Annotated in this window: 20 protein-coding genes and 1 tRNA gene; 8 read left to right on the forward strand and 13 right to left on the reverse strand. The window is 67.5% G+C overall.

Annotated features, from left to right (window positions below; genetic code table 11):
- Positions 1 to 107 precede the first annotated feature (107 nt).
- Both spbR and AAC997_RS14780 read left to right on the forward strand, forming a co-directional pair.
- A complete protein-coding gene (spbR, locus tag AAC997_RS14775) occupies positions 108 to 1,256 on the forward strand; it encodes a pole-localized protein SpbR (protein ID WP_340646463.1) in 1,149 nt (382 codons plus the stop codon).
- A gap of 42 nt (positions 1,257 to 1,298) precedes the next feature.
- A complete protein-coding gene (locus AAC997_RS14780; RefSeq protein ID WP_340646464.1) occupies positions 1,299 to 2,084 on the forward strand; it encodes an NUDIX hydrolase in 786 nt (261 codons plus the stop codon).
- Positions 2,085 to 2,125: 41 nt separating this feature from the next.
- Here the strand turns inward: AAC997_RS14780 and AAC997_RS14785 are convergent, their stop codons facing one another.
- The 3 genes from AAC997_RS14785 to AAC997_RS14795 form a co-directional block, all read right to left on the reverse strand.
- Positions 2,126 to 2,608 (reverse strand): Hpt domain-containing protein, encoded by a 483-nt coding sequence (locus AAC997_RS14785; protein ID WP_340646465.1) that lies wholly within the window; start codon positions 2,606 to 2,608, stop codon positions 2,126 to 2,128.
- Between the two features lie 108 nt (positions 2,609 to 2,716).
- Positions 2,717 to 3,502, reverse strand: a complete 786-nt coding sequence (locus AAC997_RS14790) for an NAD kinase (RefSeq protein ID WP_340646466.1) — start codon at positions 3,500 to 3,502, stop codon at positions 2,717 to 2,719.
- Positions 3,503 to 3,533: 31 nt separating this feature from the next.
- Entirely contained in the window at positions 3,534 to 4,661 is a 1,128-nt protein-coding gene (locus AAC997_RS14795; protein WP_340646467.1) for a DUF2336 domain-containing protein, read from the reverse strand.
- Between the two features lie 202 nt (positions 4,662 to 4,863).
- Here AAC997_RS14795 and glpK point away from each other — a divergent pair, with 202 nt between their 5' ends.
- Positions 4,864 to 6,363, forward strand: coding sequence for a glycerol kinase GlpK (gene glpK / locus AAC997_RS14800; RefSeq protein ID WP_340646468.1), 1,500 nt, complete (start codon positions 4,864 to 4,866; stop codon positions 6,361 to 6,363).
- Here the strand turns inward: glpK and AAC997_RS14805 are convergent.
- Genes AAC997_RS14805 through AAC997_RS14815 form a run of 3 tightly spaced genes read right to left on the reverse strand, consistent with a single transcriptional unit; the run spans position 6,360 to position 9,323 of the window.
- Positions 6,360 to 7,136, reverse strand: a complete 777-nt coding sequence (locus AAC997_RS14805; RefSeq protein ID WP_340646469.1) for a hypothetical protein — start codon at positions 7,134 to 7,136, stop codon at positions 6,360 to 6,362. The genes glpK and AAC997_RS14805 overlap by 4 nt on opposite strands.
- Before the next feature lie 37 nt (positions 7,137 to 7,173).
- Positions 7,174 to 8,568, reverse strand: a complete 1,395-nt coding sequence (locus AAC997_RS14810; RefSeq protein WP_340646470.1) for an MmgE/PrpD family protein — start codon at positions 8,566 to 8,568, stop codon at positions 7,174 to 7,176.
- A complete protein-coding gene (locus AAC997_RS14815; protein WP_340646471.1) occupies positions 8,565 to 9,323 on the reverse strand; it encodes an IclR family transcriptional regulator in 759 nt (252 codons plus the stop codon). Before AAC997_RS14815 ends, AAC997_RS14810 begins: the two co-directional genes overlap by 4 nt.
- Positions 9,324 to 9,424: 101 nt before the next feature.
- Here AAC997_RS14815 and AAC997_RS14820 point away from each other — a divergent pair, with 101 nt between their 5' ends.
- Positions 9,425 to 11,020 (forward strand): carboxylesterase family protein, encoded by a 1,596-nt coding sequence (locus AAC997_RS14820; protein ID WP_340646472.1) that lies wholly within the window; start codon positions 9,425 to 9,427, stop codon positions 11,018 to 11,020.
- Here AAC997_RS14820 and AAC997_RS14825 read toward each other — a convergent pair.
- Complete coding sequence (locus tag AAC997_RS14825; RefSeq protein ID WP_340646473.1) at positions 11,017 to 11,631, reverse strand: HAD-IA family hydrolase; 615 nt, start codon at positions 11,629 to 11,631, stop codon at positions 11,017 to 11,019. The two genes, AAC997_RS14820 and AAC997_RS14825, sit on opposite strands and share 4 nt — an antisense overlap.
- A 113-nt stretch (positions 11,632 to 11,744) precedes the next feature.
- Between AAC997_RS14825 and AAC997_RS14830 the strand changes: the two genes are divergently transcribed.
- The 3 genes from AAC997_RS14830 to AAC997_RS14840 all read left to right on the forward strand — a co-directional run bounded on the left by AAC997_RS14830 (position 11,745) and on the right by AAC997_RS14840 (position 17,170).
- Positions 11,745 to 12,515 carry a class II aldolase/adducin family protein gene (locus tag AAC997_RS14830; protein ID WP_340646474.1) on the forward strand — a complete coding sequence of 257 codons (771 nt, stop codon included), beginning with the start codon at positions 11,745 to 11,747 and terminating at the stop codon, positions 12,513 to 12,515.
- Between the two features lie 258 nt (positions 12,516 to 12,773).
- Complete coding sequence (locus AAC997_RS14835) at positions 12,774 to 13,949, forward strand: efflux RND transporter periplasmic adaptor subunit (protein WP_340646475.1); 1,176 nt, start codon at positions 12,774 to 12,776, stop codon at positions 13,947 to 13,949.
- Positions 13,949 to 17,170 carry an efflux RND transporter permease subunit gene (locus tag AAC997_RS14840; protein ID WP_340646482.1) on the forward strand — a complete coding sequence of 1,074 codons (3,222 nt, stop codon included), beginning with the start codon at positions 13,949 to 13,951 and terminating at the stop codon, positions 17,168 to 17,170. Before AAC997_RS14835 ends, AAC997_RS14840 begins: the two co-directional genes overlap by 1 nt.
- A gap of 268 nt (positions 17,171 to 17,438) precedes the next feature.
- Here AAC997_RS14840 and AAC997_RS14845 read toward each other — a convergent pair whose 3' ends face one another.
- The 4 genes from AAC997_RS14845 to AAC997_RS14860 form a co-directional block, all read right to left on the reverse strand.
- Positions 17,439 to 17,945 (reverse strand): cytochrome c family protein, encoded by a 507-nt coding sequence (locus AAC997_RS14845; RefSeq protein ID WP_340646476.1) that lies wholly within the window; start codon positions 17,943 to 17,945, stop codon positions 17,439 to 17,441.
- Between the two features lie 62 nt (positions 17,946 to 18,007).
- Positions 18,008 to 18,475, reverse strand: coding sequence for a YaiI/YqxD family protein (locus AAC997_RS14850; RefSeq protein ID WP_340646477.1), 468 nt, complete (start codon positions 18,473 to 18,475; stop codon positions 18,008 to 18,010).
- Positions 18,476 to 18,622: 147 nt separating this feature from the next.
- Entirely contained in the window at positions 18,623 to 18,805 is a 183-nt protein-coding gene (locus AAC997_RS14855) for a hypothetical protein (RefSeq protein WP_340646478.1), read from the reverse strand.
- A 130-nt stretch (positions 18,806 to 18,935) separates the two neighbouring features.
- Positions 18,936 to 19,274 (reverse strand): PilZ domain-containing protein, encoded by a 339-nt coding sequence (locus AAC997_RS14860; protein ID WP_340646479.1) that lies wholly within the window; start codon positions 19,272 to 19,274, stop codon positions 18,936 to 18,938.
- 143 nt (positions 19,275 to 19,417) lie between these two features.
- On the opposite strand from AAC997_RS14860, the gene AAC997_RS14865 reads away from it, so the two are divergent.
- Positions 19,418 to 19,603 (forward strand): hypothetical protein, encoded by a 186-nt coding sequence (locus tag AAC997_RS14865; protein ID WP_340646480.1) that lies wholly within the window; start codon positions 19,418 to 19,420, stop codon positions 19,601 to 19,603.
- Positions 19,604 to 19,610: 7 nt separating this feature from the next.
- On the opposite strand, the gene AAC997_RS14870 is transcribed toward AAC997_RS14865, so the two are convergent.
- Together AAC997_RS14870 and AAC997_RS14875 are read right to left on the reverse strand one after the other, a co-directional pair.
- A tRNA-Thr gene (locus tag AAC997_RS14870) sits at positions 19,611 to 19,686 on the reverse strand.
- Between the two features lie 127 nt (positions 19,687 to 19,813).
- The coding region (locus AAC997_RS14875) for a tyrosine-type recombinase/integrase (RefSeq protein WP_340646481.1) at positions 19,814 to 20,748 on the reverse strand (935 nt) is incomplete at its 5' end.

Genomic DNA, 20,748 nt, shown 5'->3' on the forward strand with positions numbered 1-20,748 from the left:
ATCCACAGCTTCCGGTGATCGGCGCCAGGCAACCGATCATTAAGCCTAACCAGTCATTATAACGGGGGACGGACTCCGATGATTCCGGGGCGGGGACAGGTGCAGGTATGGCGACCACGCGGGCGGCGCTGACGGACGAAGACATTCGCACTCTGGTCAAGGGCGCGACTCCGGACGAGCGGGCCGTGGCGGCCCACAAGCTGTGCCGGAACATCGACCGTTACGAACTGACGGACGAGGAACGGATTCAGGCCCAGGAAATCCTGCGGGTCATGGCTGCTGACGCCGGTGAATTGGTCCGCCGGGCGTTGGCCGTCACCTTGAAGAATTCCACCATTGTTCCGCGCGACGTCGCCCTGCGCCTGGCCAAGGACGTCGAGAGCATTTCCCTGCCGATCCTGTCGGCGTCGCCGGTGTTTACCGATGAGGATCTGGCCGAGATCGTCCGCCTGGGTGGTCCCGTGCGCCAGGTGGTGATCGCGAAACGTCCCCGGGTTTCCCAGACCGTCACCAACGCTATCGTTGAGTATGGCGTCGAGCGCGCGGTGGAAGCCGCCTGCGCCAACGACAACGCCGACTTCGCCGATCGGGCGCTGGCCAAGGTGATCGAACGCTTCGAGAAGTCCGAGCGTGTCCTGGCCGCTGTCGCCTATCGCGCCGCCCTGCCCCTGGCGGTGACCGAGAAGCTGATCGACCTGGTCAGTGAGGAGGTCCGTGACCACCTGCTGAACCACCATGCGCTCTCGCCCGACCTCGCGCTTGAGATCGCCATGGGCGCCAAGGAGCGGGCGACGATTGACCTGGTGGACCAGGCCGGCCGCGCGCCCGACGTGAAGAGCTTCGTCAGCCACCTGCACAAGCACGAGCGGCTGAATGCGTCTCTGCTGCTGAGGTCGTTGGCCCACGGCCACATGACCTTCTTCGAGTGGAGCCTCGCCGAGCTGGCCAGCGTACCGCACCACCGGACCTGGCTGATGATTCATGACGCGGGGCCGCTGGGCCTGCGCGCCATCTACGAGCGGGCAGGGCTGCCGGCCCGTCTGTTCCCGGCCTTCCGCGCGGGGGTGGACACCTTCCACTCCATGGAATTCGACGGCGGCGCCAAGGATCGCGAGCGGTTCCAGGAGCGCATGCTGCAACGCTTCCTCACCCAGCCCGCCAACGCCGCCCGCGAGGATGTCGAATACCTGCTGGAGAAGATGGACCGCATCTCCCACGAGTCCCGGAAGTCCGTTCGTCTTTCCGAGAGCGCCTAACCTCGGGCTTGCGCGAGGGCGGCCGCGCTCTCAAGCTGGGGCATGACCGAGATCGCCCCCGACGCGGATATCAAAGCCGCCGCCACCATCCTGCTGTTGCGCGACGACCCCGCCTTCGAGGTGTTGATGGTCAAGCGGCACCACCAGATCGACTTCGCCTCGGGCGCCCTGGTGTTTCCGGGCGGGAAGTCACACGCCGGCGACCATGACCCGGCCTGGGCCGACCACACCCTGGGCCATGCCGACTTCGACGCCGAGCAGCGGGGCTTGCGGATCGCCGCCATCCGCGAAGTTTTTGAAGAGGCAGGAATTCTGCTGGCCTCCCACACCGACGGCTCGCCGATGGGCGACCAGATCGCACCGCTGGAGGTGCGCCAGGCGGTGGACCGCGGCGAAACCGCGTTCCTGGATGTCGTCAAGGCGCTAGACGCCAAGCTGGATCTGCGTGCGCTGACCATCTTCGCACGCTGGATCACTCCGCCGCTGACCCCCAAGCGCTTCGACACCTGGTTCTATGCGGCGCTGGCGCCCGCCGACCAACTGGCCGCCTGCGACGGGCGCGAAACCGTCGACGCAGAATGGATCGAGCCCAGGGAAGTGCTGCGCCTGGCCGACGCCGGCGCGCGCAAGGTGATCTTCCCCACCCGCATGAACGTGCAGCTGCTGGCCGAGGCGAACAGCGCCGCCGACTGCGTGGCCCGCGCCCAGGGCCGGACCCTGGTCACCGTCCTGCCAAAGATCGAGGATCGCCCCGAGGGCCGCGTGCTGACCCTGCCGGTCGACGCCGGTTACGGCGTCGTCGCCGAACCGCTGGCCAATGTGATGTGACGGAGTTCCTTCTCCCGCAAGGGGAGAGGGACGTAGCGTCCTTAGAGTCCGGTTTCGCGGACCTTGGATTCCAAGGCTTCGATCAGGATCTTGCCCACCGGGTGATCGTCGGTCTTGATGTCGTCGCGGACGGCCGCCTTGATCGCGTCGATGTGGGCGTCGATCAGGGCGATCGGCGCCTGCATGCGCTTGTCCTTGTCGTCGATCAGCCGGCACAGCGAGGCGCCAATGCGGGTGATCAGCGGGAATTCGTAGGTGGTGCCCAGGCCCTTCAGATCGTGGGCGCGAAGGTAGAGGAATTCCATGGTTTCCGGGGTCATGCCCTCAGCCTTCACGCGCTGGCGTGCGGCTTCGAGCTTGATAACCTCGTCGTTCAACCATTGAGCGAAGTTGCCCGACAGGCTCTTCAACGCGGCTTCGGCCTTGGCGATGGCGCCGGGATCTATGGCGCCGAACCGGCCCCCGACCTTCAGACGAAGCGTGTTGGGGACCTGAATCACCTGACCGGAATTCTCTTGGCTCACGACTCGGCTCCTGAACTTAGTCCACAGAAACCTAGATCGTAGGCGTTAACAACGAATGAGGCGGGGGTGCGACCAAATGGTCATGTCGCCCTGGCTCATGGGCCATACTCAGACCGAGAATTGCTCGGCGAGCATGCGTTCCTCCAGGCTGCGTCCGGCGTCGAACAGCATGTACATGCTGATCTCGCGATCCTCGGCGATGTGAACCTCCAAGACGTCGCGGACCTCCAGGTTGTCGGCCACGGCGCTGACCGGGCGCTTGTCCGCCTCAAGGATGTCGAAGCTGACCCTGGCGGTGTGGGCAAGCAAGGCGCCGCGCCAGCGCCGGGGGCGGAAGGCGCTGATCGGCGTCAGCGCCAGAACCTTGGCGTCCAGGGGAATGATGGGCCCGTGGGCCGAGAGGTTATAGGCCGTCGATCCCGCCGGCGTCGCCACCATGGCGCCGTCGCAGGAGAGCTCGTTCAACCGCACCTTGCCGTCGACGGAGACGCGAAGCTTGGCGGTCTGACGCGTCTGGCGCAGCAGGGAAACCTCGTTGATCGCCAGGGCCTTGTGCGGCCTTCCGTGGGTGTCGACCGCGGTCATGGTCAGGGGGTGGATCACCGCCTTCTCGGCGACATTGATCCGCTCCAGAAGGCCGTCCTCGCAGTACTCGTTCATCAGGAAGCCGACGGAGCCGCGGTTCATGCCGTAGATCGGCTTGTGGCCGCCGCGCATCTGGTCGTGCAGGGTTTCCAGCATGAAGCCGTCCCCGCCCAGGGCCACGACGACCTGGGCTTCGTCCAGCGTGGCGTCGCCATAGCGGGCGATCAGGGCCTCGCGCGCTTCCTGGGCCTCGAGGCGGTCGCTGGCCAGGAAGGCGAGGCGGGTCACGAAGGGCTCAGCCTTGAACATGGCGCGAGGTGCGCGAGAAACGCGGGTCTTGTCAAACCCTGCCGGCCGCCTGACGGAAGGCGGCGTTGGCGATGTCCGGCGCGAAGGGTCCGAAGGCGCCCACGGCGCGACGTTCGCCCTCCTGGCCGCCGCCGGGCCTGCCACCATTCAGCTCACGGACGAGGGCCAGGATGGTGGGGAAGACGCTGCGGTCGATGCCCACGGCGGCGCAGGCCAGGGCCAGCAGTTCGGGACGATCGGAATCGACGGAGCGGCGCACATGCTCGGGATCGAAGCGGCCGAGCGTCGCCAGCCCGCCGATGAACAGCGATAGCTTGTTCTCCCGCAGGGCCCTGAGAAGGTAGCCTGGGCGAAGTTGGCCGGCGATGTCGAGCTTGGCCAGCAGCCGACGCTCCATCTCTTCTTTCTCACCTTCGCGCTGCCAGACCTCCGGCTGTTCGGGATGCTCGGAGATGACGCCGCCGTGGGCCTCGCGCACCGAGTCGGCGATGGCGGCGTCCATGGCCTCGGGGTCGAGGCGGAACCGGGCGGTGAGCGCCTGGCGCAGGGCTTGGCCCACCCAGACATAGAGTTCGCGCGCCAGGTCGTCGGTCAGGCCCGGATGGTGGGCGCAGGGCGAGCGTAGGGACACGATCCGCCGCGAGGCCTGCACCAGGGCGGTCAGTTCGGGGTTTCCGATCTGGGCGGCGAGGTTGCCGGCCAGCGCCGTCAGCACCGCCGGCTCGTTCTGCTGCAGGATGGCCGCGACCACGGGGGGCCCAAGATTGGGGCGGCGCGCCACCTCGATCTGGTGCTCAATAGTGGCCTCGGTAAGCAGGCGCACCAGGTCGGGGTCCTGCAGCACCGGGCTGGAACTGATGATCGGGCGGGCGATCTCGATGTCGTCCAGGGCCAGCACGTTGATCAGGGCGGCGGGCGCCCATTCGGCGGTGGCCAGCTTCTCGGCCAGCCGTTTGCGGATGTCGCGCTCGGCCTCCACCACCAGGCTCATGAAGATGGAGGAAAGCAGGGCCTGGACCGGCGGTGAACTCATCACCACTTCGGCGCCTTCTCCGGCGTCGCACAGGTCGACGATGGCCAGCAGCAGGCGCTCGCGATCCTGGACGGCGCGGCTCCTGGCGAGACCTAGTATCTCTTCGGTCTTGGCGGCTACGCTCAAACCCGTTTCCTTGCTGGGAATAGCTCGGGGCTGATTCTGCTCAGAACCGTATGAAAACATGGTTACAAAAGCGTGGCGGCCAAAAGTGGAAACAGGTTTTGGCTGCCAAGCTTTCACTCTAAGAGTTTGAGCCCCATAGGGGCTCGGGTGGCGGCCATGAATGTGGCGCAATGGCGCAGCTTGTTGAGTACCGGGGGGCGAAATGGCCGAACCTTTGATCCTGGCCCTGGACCAGGGAACCACCTCCACACGAGCCATCCTGTTTGACGCTCAAGGTCGGGCCCTGGCCGAGGCCGGGCGTCCGCTGGAGCAGTTCTATCCCGCCGACGGCTGGGTGGAGCATGACGCCGATGAGATTTTCGCCACCAGCGTCGCGGTGATGAAGGAGGCGATCGAAAAGTCCGGCCGTCCCCTCGAGGACATCACCGCCATCGGCATCACCAACCAGCGCGAGACCGTGGTGATCTGGGACAAGGTCACCGGCGAGCCGATCCACCGGGCCATCGTCTGGCAGGACCGCCGCACGGCGGCCACCTGCGAACAGCTTCGGCGCGCGGGGCACGAGCCCCGGGTCACCGAGATCACCGGCCTGCTGCTGGACCCCTACTTCTCTGGAACCAAGATCGCCTGGCTGCTGGGGGATGTGCCGGGCGCGCGGGCCAGGGCCCAGGCCGGCGACCTGCTGGTGGGCACCATGGACACCTGGGTGATCTGGAAGCTGACCGGCGGCAAGGTGCACGCCACCGACGCCACCAACGCCTCGCGCACCTTGCTGTTCGACCTCAAGAAGCAGCGCTGGTCCGAGGAGATGATGGACCTGCTGGACGTGCCCGCGTCCCTGCTGCCCGACGTGCGCGACTGCGCCGCCGACTATGGGCAGACCGACGCCGCCCTGCTGGGCCGCGCCATCCCCATCCGCGGCGTGGCCGGCGACCAGCAGGCCGCCTTGATGGGGCAGGGGTGCATCAGGCCCGGCGAGATGAAGGCCACCTACGGCACCGGCTGCTTCATGCTGGTCAACACCGGCGAGGTCGCGCCCCTGTCGCGGGCCAAGCTGCTGACCACGGTGGCCGCCCGCATCAACGGAAGGACAAGCTACGCCCTGGAGGGCTCGATCTTCATCGCCGGCGCCGCCCTGCAATGGATCAATGAGGGGCTGAACGTCCCTGGGGGCGGCTCGGCCATCGAGGCCCTGGCCCAGAGCGCCAAGGAAGACCATGGCGTGGTCATGGTCCCGGCCTTCACCGGCCTGGGCGCGCCATGGTGGGACGCCGATGCGCGCGGAGCGCTGTTTGGCCTGACCCGCGACACCACCCTGGCGGAGATTTCCCAGGCCGCTTTCGACGCCTGCGCCCTGCAGACCCGGGACCTGGTGGAGGCTATGCGCGCCGACGCGCCGAACGCCTTCGGCGCGGCGGTCGAGATCCGCATCGACGGGGGCATGTCGCGCTCATCCTGGTTCAGCCAGCGGCTGGCCGACCTCACCGGGGTGCCGGTGGGGCGTGCGACCTATCAGGAGACCACGGCGCTGGGCGCGGCCCTGTTCGCGGGCCTGGGAGCAGGGGTCTACGCCACCGTCGAGGAGGCAGCCGCCGCGCGGCCCGCCACCGAGCGCCACGACCCGAAGCTGGACGGGCACGGCCGCGAAGCGGCCTATGCCCGCTGGCTCGACGCCGTGGCCAGAGTGCGAACCGAGGGCTAGCCCTGCCCGAGGTGGCGCTTCCAGAAGGCCAGCCAGCCGTCACGCTCGTGGGCGGGGATTTCGACGTGCCGGCCCGGATTGATGTGCATGGTCTTCTCCGATGACCCGAAGGCGTTGAAGAGGGCCAGGCCTTGCTCGCGGGTCATCAGTTCGTCCTCCCACTGGTAGACGAAGGTCAGCGGAATCTTGATCGCCTCGGCGGCGGCCTTGTGGTCCTCCAAGCCCGGGAAGGCGCCGAACAGGCCGAAGATGGCCGCCGTGATCCGCGGCTCCTGCGAGACGAAGGGCACGCCGAAGCGGGTGCCCATGGACACGCCCCAATAGCCCACCCGGCCGCCTGAACCCACGAAGTCCAGGGCCTGGGCGGCGTCCAGCGCCGCCTTCCATTCCGCCACATGCTTCACCGCCACCCCGGCGTCGCGGGTGGGCCGCGCCGCCGTCGGCGGGCGCTCGCCCTGCTGGGCCTTGCGGCCAGCCTCGGCGGCGGCGGCCAGAGCCTTCTGCGCCTGCTCTCGGGTGATACGGTCGCCGTGGCCCGGCGCGTCGATGGCGAGCGTCGCATAGCCCAAGGTCTGAGCGTGGCTGATGGCGGCGGCGGTCAGGTTGGCGACCTTCTTGTGCTGCGAGCCGCCGTGACCCAGCAGGATCAGGGGGCGTGACCCCTTGGCGCCTTCCGGCGCCCAGATGACGCCAGGTACGGTGTCGCCGTCCACGTTCAGCCGGAACTCACGCCGGGTGACGCCGTCTTCAGTCTTCTCGCCGATGAATTCCATGGTGTTCCCCTTGTGAGCCTTGCCGTCTTCGCGGCCGTCAGATTGCGATCAATTGCGCCAGGACCCCTGCGCGCGGCAGCGCCTCGATACCGGCGATCGCCTCGATAACGGTCTTCGCCCGTTCAGCCCCCAGGCTCGGCGCCATCAGCTCCAAGGCCTTGGCCTCGACCTCGTCCGCGCGCATCGGATGCGACGGGAAGCCGGTGACATGGGGGACATAGACTTCCCGGATCACCCCATCGGTCAGGCGCACGATGACGCGGGCCGATTCCGTGCGCGGCTGTCCCGGCGGCGTCTCCTGGGCGGGGTCGTGGACGACATCGACCTTGGCCATCAGGGCGTGGACGGCGGTGTCTGCTCCCATCCGCTCCAGCGATTGCGCCGAGACGAAGTCGAGCCGCCGGTCGATCAGCATGATGGCCGTCAGGTAGCGCAGGTTCAGGGCCGGCATGGCGGCGTCGCGGAACGCCTGCCAGCGTCCCGGCATCTCGATCCGCACACTTTCCACCGCCGAGGCCGGAAGGTCCGGCAACAGCTCCAGCAGGCCCTTCACCGCCGGTTGGGTGGGGCCGCCCACCGGATAGCGCTTGTAGGCGGTGTGGATCAGCTCGGTGCGTTCCCCCAGCCCCTCGATCAGGCCCGCCCGGTCGGCGTCGCCGCCGGTGAAGATCTTCGACCGCATCCAGCCCTCGGGGTGGTCCAGGCTGTCGCGGACGCCGGTGAAGCCCGCCTCGACCATCAGGGCGGCGTTGAGACCGGCCCGGGCGCCCATCCCGGCGAACACGAAGGACTTCTCCACGTGCTCCACGTCCAGCAGCCACTGCCAGGACCCGCCCGCCTGCTGAGCGCAATAGGTGATCAGGTCGGCGATGCGGTCTTCCGGCAGGCCAATGAGGGATGCCGCGGCGGCGCCGGCCCCGAACACCGGCCCGACCCCATGATTGGCGATCCCGGCCCGCCGCAGATTGCCGATCCCCAGCGCCTTGGGCACGCGGCCGGCCAGCTCATAGCCGGTGATCACGGCGCGCAGCACCGCCTCGCCAGACAGGCCGCGCTGTTCGGCGAGCGCCAGGGCCACGCTGACCACGGCCGGTCCCGGTTGCACGAAGGCCGAGGGGATGAAGTCGTTGATCTCGGCGCCGTGGGCGGCCATGGCGCTGGCGAAGGCCGCGTCGCCGATCGCAGCGACCTCGGAGGTCCCGAGGATCGTGGCCGCGTTGCGCCGCGCGTCGCCGGACATGCTGAGTGCGAAGTTCCGCGCCAGCCGGGCCGGGTCCAGGTCGCGGCAGGCGACGATGGAGGCCAGGGTGTCGAGGATGTGCAGCCGCCCGAGGCTGAGGAAGTCCTCTGGCATGGCGGCTGTCTGACTGCCGGCGATGTAGGCGCTGAGCGCCGGTCCCACGGACGCGATGTCGTCCTCGCGAGCGCTCAAAGCCGTCCCACCTGTTCCGCCATGCTGGCGCATGTGGAAAGCAGATGCTCGATGATCGCCCGTCGAGCCTTCTCGTCCACCCGTTCGGCGGGCGCGGAGACCGAGATCGCGGCGGCGGCCTCAAGCCCCTTGGTCATGATCGGCGCGGCGAAGCCCACAACGCCGGGCTGATAACTGGCCATGGCGTAGCCGCGCTCTCGAACCTGCTCCAACTCGACCATCGCCGCCGGAACATCGAGGGGGCGCTTGTCCCGTCGGCTGGCCGCGGTGCGCTCCAGCACGGCCTGGGCGTCGCCGGCGTGGGCCAGGATCGCCTTGCCACCGGCCGTCAGCGGCGCGGGGACCCGGCTGCCGATGCGCGTGGTGAAGCGTATGGGGCGCGGAGAGATCATCTTGTCGAGATAGAGAACATCATCTCCGGCCCGGATCATCAGGCTGACGGTCTCGCCGGTGACGCGCTGAAGTTCCTGCAGAAAGCCGGAGGCGGCCCGCTTGATGGGGTGCTCGGTGATCACATTGGCCCCGAGCTCCCAGAGCTTCAGTGTGGCGGAATAGCAGCCGGTCTCAGCGTTTTGCTGGGCATAGTCGAGACTGATGAGCCCGGCGAGGATGCGATGGACCGTGCTCTTCTGCAGCCCCAGTCGGAGCGACAGAGCCGACAGCCGCATAGGCTCGGGCGACCGGGTCAGGGTCTCAAGCACCGCGAAGGTTCGTGGCACCACGCCGTCCGTCGCCGAGACCAACTCCGCCTTCATCGTGCGCCTCTCCCTTGGTTGACATGATCTGCCCTGGGGTCGACCATTCTGTCAATGGAACATCGTTCCGTATGACGGAACTAAGGTCGAGGGAGTGAGTCATGGACAGCGATATGGCGCTTGGGGTGGACGCGGCCGTCGGCCAGAGCGCCGTGGTCGAAACGGCCCGCGGCAAGGTTCGCGGGGAGCAGTTCCGCGGCGTGTCGATCTTCCGTGGCGTTCCCTATGGCGCGCCCACGGGGGCCGCCAACCGCTTTCGCGCGCCGCAACCGGTCGCGCCCTGGGCCGGCGTGCGCGAGGCGACCCTCTACGGCCAGACCGCCCCCCAGACCCGCAGCACGCTGTCCGACGGCGGTTATCCCGGCAACAAGCCGGAGATGGGCGAGGACTGCCTGGTCCTCAATGTCTGGACGCCGGGCGCCGATGAAGCCCGCCGGCCGGTCATGGTCTGGCTGCACGGGGGCGGCTTCGAGGCCGGGTCCGGCTCCTCCATGCTCTATGATGGGGTCAATCTGGCGTCGAAGGGCGACGTGGTCTGCGTCAGCCTGAACCACCGCATGAACGTCTTCGGCCACCTCATGCTGCAGGACGCCTTGGGCGATGACTTCGCCGGTTCCGCGAACGCCGGTTATCTCGACATCATTGCGGGTCTGAAGTGGGTGCGCGACAACATCGCCAGGTTCGGTGGCGACCCGGGCAATGTCACCATCTACGGCCAGTCGGGGGGCGGCCGGAAGGTGAGCATCTCCATGGCGGCCAAGGGGGCCCAGGGGCTGTTCCATCGGGGGATCGTCCAGAGCGGCTCGCACCTGCGTCTGACCCCGCGCGACCGGGCCAACGAGCAACTGGATCGGCTGCTGGCCCATCTCGGCCTGGCCCGGGTCGACGCGCGCAAGCTACAGGACCTGCCCTTTGTGGACCTTGTGAAGGGCAATCGCGCGCTGATGCGCGAGCACCCCGCGCGCTTCTCACCAACTATCGACGATGTGGTTTTTGACGCCCACCCCTGGGACCCGTCGGCTCCGGCCGTATCCGCCCAGATCCCGATGATGATCGGCACCTGCCGCACCGAGCTGTCGAACCAGGTGGGCAGCGCCGATGAGTCCACCTTCAGCCTCGACGAGACCGGGCTCGTGACGAGGCTCAAGAGCTACGTGCCGGAGGCCGACATTGCGGGCCTGGTCGAGACTTTCCGGACCGGGAGCCCCGGCGCCTCGCCCTCCGAGTTGTTCTTCAAGATCACCACGGCGCGGGGCTACTGGCGCGACAGCGTCCTGCAGACCGAGTTGAAGGCCGCCCAGGGGGCCGGGCCGGTCTGGTCCTACCGCCTGATGTGGCGGACGCCGGTGGAGGGCGGACGGCGCATCACGCCGCACTCGCTGGACCTGCCCTTCATGTTCGACAACGTGTCCAAGGCGCGCCACATGGTGGGCGAGGCCAGCGACGAGACGGCGGCGATGGCGCGCCAGATGAGCCAGGCCTGGCTGGCCTTCGCCCGCACCGGCGATCCCAACACCTCGGCGATCCCGGCCTGGCGCCCCTACGACCTGGACCAGCGCACGGTGATGCTCTTCGACACCACCTCGCACACCGAAAGTGACCCGCATCGGCAAGAGCGTCTGGCCATGGAGCCGTATCCGACCCAGCAGCTCAAGGGCACGCTGCATCGGCAACCATCGGCCGCACCGGTCGCCTAGGGCTCCAGGCCGTACCGCTCTTCGAGGTCACGCAGGTACTGCGCCCGGCCCGTGAACAGGCGGGCTTCCAGGCCGCAGGCCAGGGCCGCCTCGACGTTGGCTGACTTGTCGTCGAAGAAGATCAGCTCCTGGCGAGGGTAGGGGATCTGCGCCAGCATGGCCTCGAAGAAGGCCGTTTGCGGCTTGGCCGCCCCCAGGCGGCAGGAGATAAACAGGCCGTCAAACAATTGGCCGTAGCCGAGGGCGGTCTCGACATGGGCGGCCCAGAAGGCGTCCTGGTTGGAGCCGAGATAGCATGCGACGCCAGCCGCCCGCAGCCGCCGCACGTCCTCCAGCATGGCGGGATCGGGGATGACGTGCCCGTCGGCCCAGCGCGCCAGATAGGTCGCGGCGTCCTGTGGCCACCCGGCGTCGGCCAGGGCGCGTTCGCAGGCGCTGATGAAAGCGCTGACATCGGCCAGGGCCTCGGGCGGGGTGGCGCTATAGAAGCCGGTGATGAAGTCGCGGTGCCGCCGGGCGGGCCAGATCCAGTCTTCCGTCCCGAACGGTCCCCCGTGCTGCAGGACCCCGTCGGCGTCGAAGATCACCCCGCTGAGTTTGCGTTCGCTCATACCCCGAACCTTCACCGTGCGGGGGGCCAAGTTCAACCCCGGCTTGACGCTGCGGCGCTGCGGCGCGACCCTGTGGCCAACGATCACATAACGATCAGACGAGGGAGGCCGCCATGGCCGATGGTTCGCTTGCAGGCGTGAATTCTCTAAAGGGCAAGGTCAGCGCCGAGGAGTGGGAGGCCCGCGTGGACCTCGCCGCCCTGTACCGGCTGGTGGCGCTCTACGGGTGGGACGACATGATCTACACCCACATCTCGGCCCGGATTCCGGGGCCAGATCACCAATTCCTGATCAATCCCTATGGCATGTACTTCGGCGAGATGACCGCCTCGTCCCTGGTCAAGATCGACCTGGACGGCAAGATTCTGCAGGAGACTCCGTACTTCATCAATCCGGCGGGGTTCACGATTCACTCGGCGATCCACGCCGCCCGCGAAGACGCCAAGTTCGTGATGCACCTGCATTCCGACCAGGGTGTCGCCGTCGCCGCCCAGAAGGAAGGCCTGTTGCCCCTGTCGCAGCACGCTTGCATCGTCCTGCCGCGGCTGGCCTATCACGACTATGAGGGGATCGCCCTCAACCTCGACGAACGCGAACGTCTGGTGGCCGATATCGGCGACAAGACTCTGATGTTGTTGCGTAATCATGGCACCCTGTCGGTGGGCGAGAGCGCCGCCGACTGCTGGACCGGCATGTACTACCTGGAGCGCGCCTGCCAGATGCAGATCATGGCTCTGTCGGCCGGCCGCGAGAACGTGCTGTTCGCGCCCGAGGCGGCCCAGATGGAGGTCAAGGGCCAGGTGATGCGTGGCATCGGCGGCAAGCTGGGCTGGCCGGGCGCCCTGCGCCGACTCGACCGCGAACTGCCGGGCTACGAAGCCTGATCGCCACGCGACGATTTCGCAGAACAACAGTCTTTGGGCGCCGGGTGACCGGCGCCCTTTTTCTTGGCGCTAAGCGGTTGATTCAAAGGCTATCGTCGATCAAATGCGGCGATTGCACGGTGTAACCGCGTTCTATTTCCGGCCAGACACGTACAGCCATCGTTCTGTCACTGGACGGGCCCAAATTTCACACCATAAGACCGCTCGACTTTGATCCCACTTGCCGCCCGCATTTTCGAGGCGACGGAGTCCCCCCGCTTGTTACGACGCCACTTCTTCCTCGCCGGCGCGATCCTTGTGCTGATCCTCATGTTGGTCGCCGGGGCGTACAAGCTGACCCTTGGAAAGAAGCAGGGTCCTGGCGGCCCGCCCGGCGCGGCGATGGCGCAGGGCGCGGGCGGTGGTCGTCCTGGCGGCGGTGGCGGGGGTGGTCGCGGCGGTCCGGCCGATGTGGCCGTCGTGATCGTTCAGTCCCGGCTTTTCACCGACACCATCGACGTCATCGGCGTGGCCAAGGGCCGCCAGTCGGTCACCTTGACGGCCGCGGCGACCCAACTGGTGGAACGCGTGCGCTTCTCTCCTGGCCAATCGGTCGCCCGCGGCGCCGTACTGGTGGAGCTGAAGGCGACGGAGCAGGACGCGGGCCTGGCGCAGGCGCAGGCCAGCCTGGTTCAGGCGCAGCGCGCCTATGACCGCTACAAGACCTTGGGGCAGCAGGGCTTTGCCTCCAAGGCCATGATCGACCAGTACGAAGCCAGCTATCTCTCGGCCAAGGCCAATGTCTCGGCCGCCCAGGCCCGCCAGGGCGACCGGCTGATCCGCGCGCCTTTCGCCGGCGTTGTGGGCCTCACCGACATCACGCCCGGCGCCCTGATCAATCCGGGCTCGGCCATCGTCACCCTGGACGACACCAGCGCCATCCGTGTCGATTTCCAGGTGCCTGACCGCTATATCGCCGCCGTCCGCCAGGGCCAGGCCGTCACCGCCCGCGTCGACGCCTATCCGGGCGAGGTCATTCAGGGCCGCATCGCTCTGCTGGACACCCGCATCGATGAGCGGACCCGCGCGCTCACCGCCCGCGCCGAATTCCCCAATCCGGATCGCCGGCTGAAGCCCGGCATGATGATGCGGGTCGGCGTCGCCCAAGGCAGCCGCCAGGGCCTCTCAGCGCCGGAGTCGGCTGTGTCGGTCCAGGGCGAAAACGCCTTCGTCTATGTGCTGGTCAAGCAGGGCGACGGCGTCGTGGCCGAGCAGCGCCCGGTGATCACCGGTGTTCGCCAGGATGGATTCGTCGAACTGAAGGACGGTGTGGCCGCCGGCGACCGCATCGTCGGTGATGGCCTCAACAAGATTCAGCCGAACCAGCCCGTGAAGCCACAGGGTTCGGGCCGGCCGCTGGGAGCGGGCGGAGCCGCCCGCCGTCCCGCGCCATGATGCTCTCCGACATCTCCGTCCGGCGTCCGGTGCTCGCCGCCGTCGCGGCGATCATCTTGTGCGTGGTGGGGCTCGCCTGCTTCACCTCGTTGTCGGTGCGCGAACTGCCCAGCGTCGATCCGCCGGTGGTGTCGGTGTCCACCACCTATCGCGGCGCCTCGGCTGAAGTCGTCGAGGAGCGGATCACTGAGGTGATCGAGCGCCAGGTGGCCGGCATTCAGGGTATCGACCGGGTGAACTCTTCCTCGCGGGACGGCTCATCGCGGATCAACGTGTCCTTCACCCTCGACCGCGACCTCGACACCGCGGCCAACGACGTGCGCGACGCTGTCAGCCGCGTGACCTCGCAGCTGCCCGACCAATCCGACCCGCCGCAGATCGCCAAGGCGAACGCCGACGCCTCGCCGATCATGTTCCTGGCCTTCTCCTCCACCAAGCTGAACCGCGTTCAGCTGTCGGACTATGCCAACCGCTACCTTGTGGAGCGCATCTCCACCATTCCAGGGGTCGCCCAGGTTCGGCTCGGCGGCAGCCAGCTCTACGCCATGCGCATCTGGCTCGATCCCCAGGCCATGGCGTCGCGCGATATCACCGTCAGTGATGTCGAGACGGCGTTGAACGCCCAGAACCTCGAACTGCCGGCCGGTGCGCTGGAAGCGCCGACCAAGGACTTCACCATCCGTGTGGCCCGTGGCTATTCCACCCCGGCCCAGTTCATGGAGTTGCCGGTCACGTCGGCCACCCGCGCCAGTTCGGCCTCCAGCAGCGTCGCCGGGTCCGCCGGCGCGCTGGGCACCACGGCGGGCGCCGACGGCGCCGTCAGCGCCGCCGACCAGGGCCAGAACGCCTATGTCACCCGTCTGGGCGACATCGCCCGCGTGGAGGAGGGGCCCGACGAGCGCCGCCGCACCTTCCGCTCCAACGGCCGCGACATGGTGGGCATCGCCATCACCCGTCAGTCCCAGGCCAACGACCTGGAGATTTCCAAGGGCATCGCCGACCAGCTGCCGGAGATCAACAAGTCGCTGCCCCCGGGCACCAAGCTGGAGATCGCCGTCGACTTCACGGTGTTCACCAAGCACGCCATCCAGGAGGTCTGGATCACGATGTTGATCTCCCTGGGCCTCGTGGCCCTGGTGAACTTCATCTTCCTGGGCACCTGGCGGGCGGCGATCATTCCCTCGGTCGTGGCGCCGATCTGCATCCTCTCCACCTTCATCGTGCTGGCCCCCCTGGGCTTTTCCATCAACCTGCTGACCCTGCTGGCCCTGGTGCTGGCCATCGGCCTGGTGGTGGATGACGCCATCGTGGTGGTGGAGAACATCCAACGCCGGGTGGACGAAGGGGAACCCCCGATCGTCGCCGCCCAGCGTGGAGCGCGGCAGGTGTTCTTCGCCGTGGTGGCGACCACCATCGTGTTGATCTCGGTGTTCGCGCCGTTGATGTTCCTGCCGGGCTATATCGGCAAGCTGTTCGTGGAGTTGGCGGTGGCCATCACCGCGGCCGTGGCTTTCTCGGCCTTGCTGGCGCTCAGCCTGTCGCCAATGCTGGCCTCCAAGCTGCTGCGGCCCGCCCACGGCGAGGGCTTCATCGCCCGGCGTGTGGACGCCGGCATGACCCGGCTGCGCAACTCCTACCACGCCTCTCTTGACGCCATGCTGGGCCGTCGCGCGGCTTCTGTCTCCGCGGTGGCCCTGGTGGTGGTGCTGGCGGGCCTCGCCTTCGCGCTCTTCACTGTCCTGCCCCGAGAACTGGTGCCCAACGAGGACCGAGGCCGGGTGGACATCAACATCCAGGGGCCGGAAGGCGCCGGGTACGACTACACCCTGCCGGCCGCGCAGCAGGTGGAGGCGCGCCTACAGGCCCTGCTGAAGGACGGGACGATCAGCCGCTACACCCTGGGCGTCCCGCGGTTCGGACAGGACCAGTTCAATACCGGCAACGCCAACGCCGCCTTGCCGGACGACGCCAAGCACAAGATCAGCTCTCAGGATCTGGCGGCGGAGCTCAACAGGGACTTCTCCAAGATCACGGCCATCCGCGCCATCGCCTCGGTCCGTCCGAGCCTGCAGCGGGGCGGCGGCGGCGGCGGCAATGTCGACCTGATCGTCGTGGGCAACGAATACGCCGAGATCGAGCGACTGGTCCGGCCGCTGATGACCGCCGTGCAGGCCAATCCCGGCATGGCCCGTCCGCGCCTGGACTATGAGCCGACCTCGCCGCGATTGCTGGTGGATCTCGACCGCGACAAGGCCGCCACCCTCGGTGTCTCCGCGCAGTCTGTGGGCCGGGCGCTCGAGACGATGTTCGGGTCGCGGAAGGTCACAACCTACATCCGCAACGGCCAGGAATACGACGTCATCCTGCAGACCGATCGGGCCAACCGACAGAATGAGAACGATCTCGCCAACCTCTATGTGCGCACCAGCGCGGGCGCCACAGTGCCCCTGTCGTCGGTGGTCAGCACCCACGTGCGCGGCGACACCCCGGACCGGTCGCGCGTCGATCGCCTGCGGTCCATCACCCTCAGCGTCCAACTCAACCCCGGCTATACCGTGGGTGAGGCGGTGACCTTCCTCCAGGACGAGGTGGCCAAGCGTCCAGGCACCACGGTGAAGTGGGGTGGAACGGCGCGCGACTATCTTGAGGCGGGCGGCGCCGTCGGCCTGGCCTTTGGCATGGCCCTGTTGCTGGTCTTCCTCGTGCTGGCCGCGCAGTTCGAGAGCTGGATCCACCCGGCCGTCATCATGCTGACCGTGCCGGTGGCGGTTCTGGGGGGGCTGTTCGGTCTGTTGGTCGCCGGTTCGACCATCAACACCTACAGTCAGATCGGTCTCATAATCCTCGTCGGGATCGCCGCCAAGAACGGCATCCTGATCGTGGAGTTCGCCAATCAGCTGCGCGACGACGGGCTGTCGATCCGCGAGGCGGTCATCGAGAGCGCCTCCCTGCGTCTGCGGCCAATCATCATGACCTCGATCTCGGCCGCGGCGGGCGCCGTTCCGCTGATCGTCTGGGGCGGGGCCGGTGGCGAGAGCCGCAAGACCATCGGGGTCGTCATCTTCTTCGGGGCCATCTTCACGACCCTGCTGACCCTGTTCATCGTGCCGGTCTTCTACAACATGCTGGCCCGCTTCACGAAGTCGCCCCTGGCCGCAGCGCGCCGCATCGAAGCCTTCGAGGATGCCGAACAGACCCGCGCCGCCAACGCCGCCGAGTAGGTCTGAAAGAGGCCTCCCCGCCGAAGCGGGGAGGCCGAGAGGTTATCATGGGATGGATGCGCCGGCGGCGACGGGGGCGTCGCGCCGACGCTGATACGGCTTCTGCGGGAAAGCCATATCCCTGGCCGCCGATCCCAGGGCGAGATGGACGGCGTCGATGCTTGAACAGCCCGACCCCATAATGGTGAGGCGCACAGACATGCGCGTCAAGGTTGTCTAGAGAGTGACGCGCGTTTTCCGAGCGGTCACGTCGCGCCGTTCGGCTCCGCTAGTGCGGCTGGTAGCCAGTCTCGACCTTCAGATAGGCGATCAGGTCGACCCGGTCCTTGGCGTCCTTGACGCCCATGAAGGTCATCTTCGTGCCGGGCATGAAGGTCTTGGGGCTGGCCAGCCACTGGTCGAGGTGGTCGGCATCCCAGGTGAAGGTCGCCGCCTTCACGATGTCGGAATACTTGTAGCCCTCGGCGGTCCCCGGCTTGCGGCCGAACATGCCGTAAAGGTTCGGACCCGTCATGTTGGCCCCACCCGGTACGATGGTGTGGCAGGACTTGCAGACCGCGAACACCTTCTTGCCGTTGGCCAGGTCACCGGTGTTGTAGGGCGCGGGCAGGGCGGCCAACAGGGTCTGCTTCTCTCCCTCCGTGGGTTCGGGAACGGCGGCGGGCGCAGGGGCGGAGGCGGTCTCAGCCTCGCTGGCTCCGCCGGCCTTGCCGCAGGCCGAAAGTCCGATGACGGCGACGGTGGTGGCGGCGAGCGTCAGGGCGAGGCGGCGCATGGGAAACCCTCTCAGGATTGGATGGCCGGCAAGCTACCCCAAGCGACGCCATTGGCAAGCACTCACCCCCGCTTGCGGCGCTCCTTCTGGATGATCTCGTCCAGGGCCTGGAGAAAGCGGGAGCGATCGTTGCGGTCGAAGGGTTTGGGGCCGCCCATGATGTCCCCGGTGGAGCGCAGCTGCTCCATCAGCGCCCGCTGGGCGATGGCCGCGCCGATGGAGTTCTCGGTGAAGGGTTTGCCGTTGGGCGCCACCGCGTGCCCGCCCGCGGTCAGCACCCGCTCGGCCAGGGGAATGTCGTTGGTCACCGCCACGTCGCCAGGCGCCACATGTTCGGCGATCCAGTCGTCGGCCACGTCAGGCCCGGCGTCGACGATCACTCTCTCGATCATCGCCGACCTGGGGATCATGATGAAGGCGTTGGAGACCACCCAGGTCTTCAGGCCATAGCGCTGGGCGACCTTGTAGATCTCGTCCTTCACCGGGCAGGCGTCGGCGTCGATGAAGATTTCGATGGGCTTGGTGGTCATTCGCCTTCCCTAGCATCTTCCCGACAGGCGGGGCGCGCACGCTGCGCATCAGACATTGCGCGGTCGATCCTTCCGGAGGGGCCAGGGCGATGACCGTCGGTCCGCTGCCGCGCCGAAAGTCCACCGTCTCCCGCGGGGAGCGATCGCCTATTCCGGCGCGTTGGGCTCAAAGCGGTGGACCATCCGGGCCTGTTGCCACAGCTCCATCGCGTGTTCGTGGCTGTGCAGGTGAGCGAGTTCGAGCGCGGCGTCGTCGTTTTCGCACTCGAATGCGATCGCGCGGCTGATGCGGCCGTTGGCGCCCAGGAAGTATATGCGATAATCCAGCATTCAGGCTTCAGCGTCCCCAACGCCTTCACCTAACATGTATTGTGACGGGGTAGGCGGGAAATCGCGGACCTGCGATCTATACCTGATGAGTCATGTACCCGACTGAGTAGAGATGCGTCGTGTACCCGAACTAAGGCCGCAACGACCGCCAGCTTGCCTTCAAGGCGTCGAAGGCGGGGTCGGTTTCTGTTTCCAGATTGTGCCGCTGATGGATTTTGCAGCCGATCATGTCGTGGTTGCGCCACTTGGCGCGCACGATGAACACCTCGCCGTCAGGAACGTGCAGCACGGTCAGCGCCTTGGGCAGGGGCACGAGCGCCGGAATTTCCAGCTTCAGCCCGCTGACGCTGACGTCACGCATGGTTGCGTCCCACCAGGACCCGAGGGCGGGACCATAGAAGACCCGCACCCGATCACTGGTGGGGGCGCGGGGTTCAATACGACGGTCGGCCCAGGCAGCTTCAGACATGGTCCGCAGTCCTAAACCAAGGATGCTAAATTTTTCTAAGCCCCACCCTGCGATTGCCGAGGCACATGAACGGTGGCTGCACCCAGAGCTCAGCTCCCCGCCAGCCCGGGAGGGTCATATCCTCCGGACGACGGGAGGCCTCGATGACATCCTACAATCTCTTTTTCACCGATACGCGCGGAGCCGTTCTGCACCGCCTCGCGATCCACGGAGAGAGCGACGACGAGGTGATGGCTCAACTTCCCGAGTACGATGATGGCCACGACATCGAAATCTGGGATGGCGAGCGCCTCGTGGCGATCTACCGAAGCGGGAAGAAGCGGCCATAGCGCGCGGTGGTGCCGGATACAGGGCTCGAACCCGTGACCTTCGGTTTACAAAACCGCTGCTCTACCAGCTGAGCTAATCCGGCGCGTTGTTTTCGCTGGTGTTTCTGGCCCGTGAGTAGGGACCGTTTACAGTTGGCCGGGACCGTTTACAAATCGTGGTCCCGGTGTGTTCTCGTCTAGCGGCTCCGCGCGCGCTTCGCAACGGCGTCTCTAGCGGCTCCGGCGGCTTTGCCGAATGCGCTCGAGCATCCCGCCGGCGACGGCCTCGGCGGTGACGTAGGAGGCCAGGGCAGCGGTGCGGTCGCGATCCCAGCCGACGATCAGGGCGACGTCGGCCACCGGCAGGCCGGCGCGGATGAAATGGGTGGCCGCCGTGCCCCGCAGATCGTGCAGGCGCAGGCCTGTGATGCCCTTGGCGGTCTTCTCGCGCTGCATGGCCGTCTGCAGGCCCGAGCCCGCCCAGGGCGTGCCCCGCGAGCTGGTGAGGATGGCGCCGACGTCCTTGGGCCCGATCTGCTTCAGCACGGCGCGCAGCTTGGGGGTGATGGGAATGACGATGATCCGTCGCCCGCGGCTCTTGCCGGTGCGGAAGGTGATGGCGTCGTCGCCCACATCCTGCCAGCCGACCTTGACCACGTCGGCCAGGCGCAGGCCGGTGAACACCGCCAGCAGCACGGCGCGGCGGAAGTCGGCCGGCGCGCCCTTCAGCAGCGCGACCAGGTCGGGCTTGGTCCAGACCGCCTCGGCGCGGTTGACGCGGTAGAGGCGGGGCAGGGGCTTGAGCGCGTTCTGGGTCAGCTCGTCGCGCTCATGGGCCCAGGCTATCACCTTGGCCAGGGCCTCGAGGCGGGTGTCGGCGGTCTTTGGGGTGGCGGCGTAGCGGTCGCGCCAGTCGATCAGGAAGCGCCGGGCGCCCTTGGCGTTGAGGGCGACGATCTCGGTCTCGCCCAGGTCGGCGCGGACCACGTCGAGGGCCTTGCGCAGGTCGCGCCAGGTCCGGTCGGCCAGGTTGGCCAGGTGGGCGGGCTTGTCCTGGCCGGCCTCCGGCGTCAGAAACCGGGTGATCAGGTGAGAGAGGAAGGCGCCCCGGGTCGGGGTGGCGGTCAGGGCCCTGAAGGCCTCGGCGGCGGCCGGGGCCTTCAGGG

It is taken from the genome of Phenylobacterium sp. (genome assembly GCF_037968635.1).
GTDB lineage: Bacteria > Pseudomonadota > Alphaproteobacteria > Caulobacterales > Caulobacteraceae > Phenylobacterium.

Bases quoted from the DNA above. Each gene is read 5' to 3' on its own strand.
- spbR (WP_340646463.1), top strand. From the start codon at position 108: ATGGCGACCACGCGGGCGGCGCTGACGGACGAAGACATTCGCACTCTG.
- AAC997_RS14820 (WP_340646472.1), top strand. From the start codon at position 9,425: ATGGACAGCGATATGGCGCTTGGGGTGGACGCGGCCGTCGGCCAGAGC.
- AAC997_RS14845 (WP_340646476.1), bottom strand. From the start codon at position 17,945: ATGCGCCGCCTCGCCCTGACGCTCGCCGCCACCACCGTCGCCGTCATC.
- AAC997_RS14815 (WP_340646471.1), bottom strand. From the start codon at position 9,323: ATGAAGGCGGAGTTGGTCTCGGCGACGGACGGCGTGGTGCCACGAACC.
- AAC997_RS14860 (WP_340646479.1), bottom strand. From the start codon at position 19,274: ATGTCTGAAGCTGCCTGGGCCGACCGTCGTATTGAACCCCGCGCCCCC.
- AAC997_RS14790 (WP_340646466.1), bottom strand. From the start codon at position 3,502: ATGTTCAAGGCTGAGCCCTTCGTGACCCGCCTCGCCTTCCTGGCCAGC.
- AAC997_RS14865 (WP_340646480.1), top strand. From the start codon at position 19,418: ATGACATCCTACAATCTCTTTTTCACCGATACGCGCGGAGCCGTTCTG.
- AAC997_RS14855 (WP_340646478.1), bottom strand. From the start codon at position 18,805: ATGCTGGATTATCGCATATACTTCCTGGGCGCCAACGGCCGCATCAGC.
- glpK (WP_340646468.1), top strand. From the start codon at position 4,864: ATGGCCGAACCTTTGATCCTGGCCCTGGACCAGGGAACCACCTCCACA.
- AAC997_RS14840 (WP_340646482.1), top strand. From the start codon at position 13,949: ATGCTCTCCGACATCTCCGTCCGGCGTCCGGTGCTCGCCGCCGTCGCG.
- AAC997_RS14780 (WP_340646464.1), top strand. From the start codon at position 1,299: ATGACCGAGATCGCCCCCGACGCGGATATCAAAGCCGCCGCCACCATC.
- AAC997_RS14825 (WP_340646473.1), bottom strand. From the start codon at position 11,631: ATGAGCGAACGCAAACTCAGCGGGGTGATCTTCGACGCCGACGGGGTC.
- AAC997_RS14830 (WP_340646474.1), top strand. From the start codon at position 11,745: ATGGCCGATGGTTCGCTTGCAGGCGTGAATTCTCTAAAGGGCAAGGTC.
- AAC997_RS14850 (WP_340646477.1), bottom strand. From the start codon at position 18,475: ATGACCACCAAGCCCATCGAAATCTTCATCGACGCCGACGCCTGCCCG.
- AAC997_RS14805 (WP_340646469.1), bottom strand. From the start codon at position 7,136: ATGGAATTCATCGGCGAGAAGACTGAAGACGGCGTCACCCGGCGTGAG.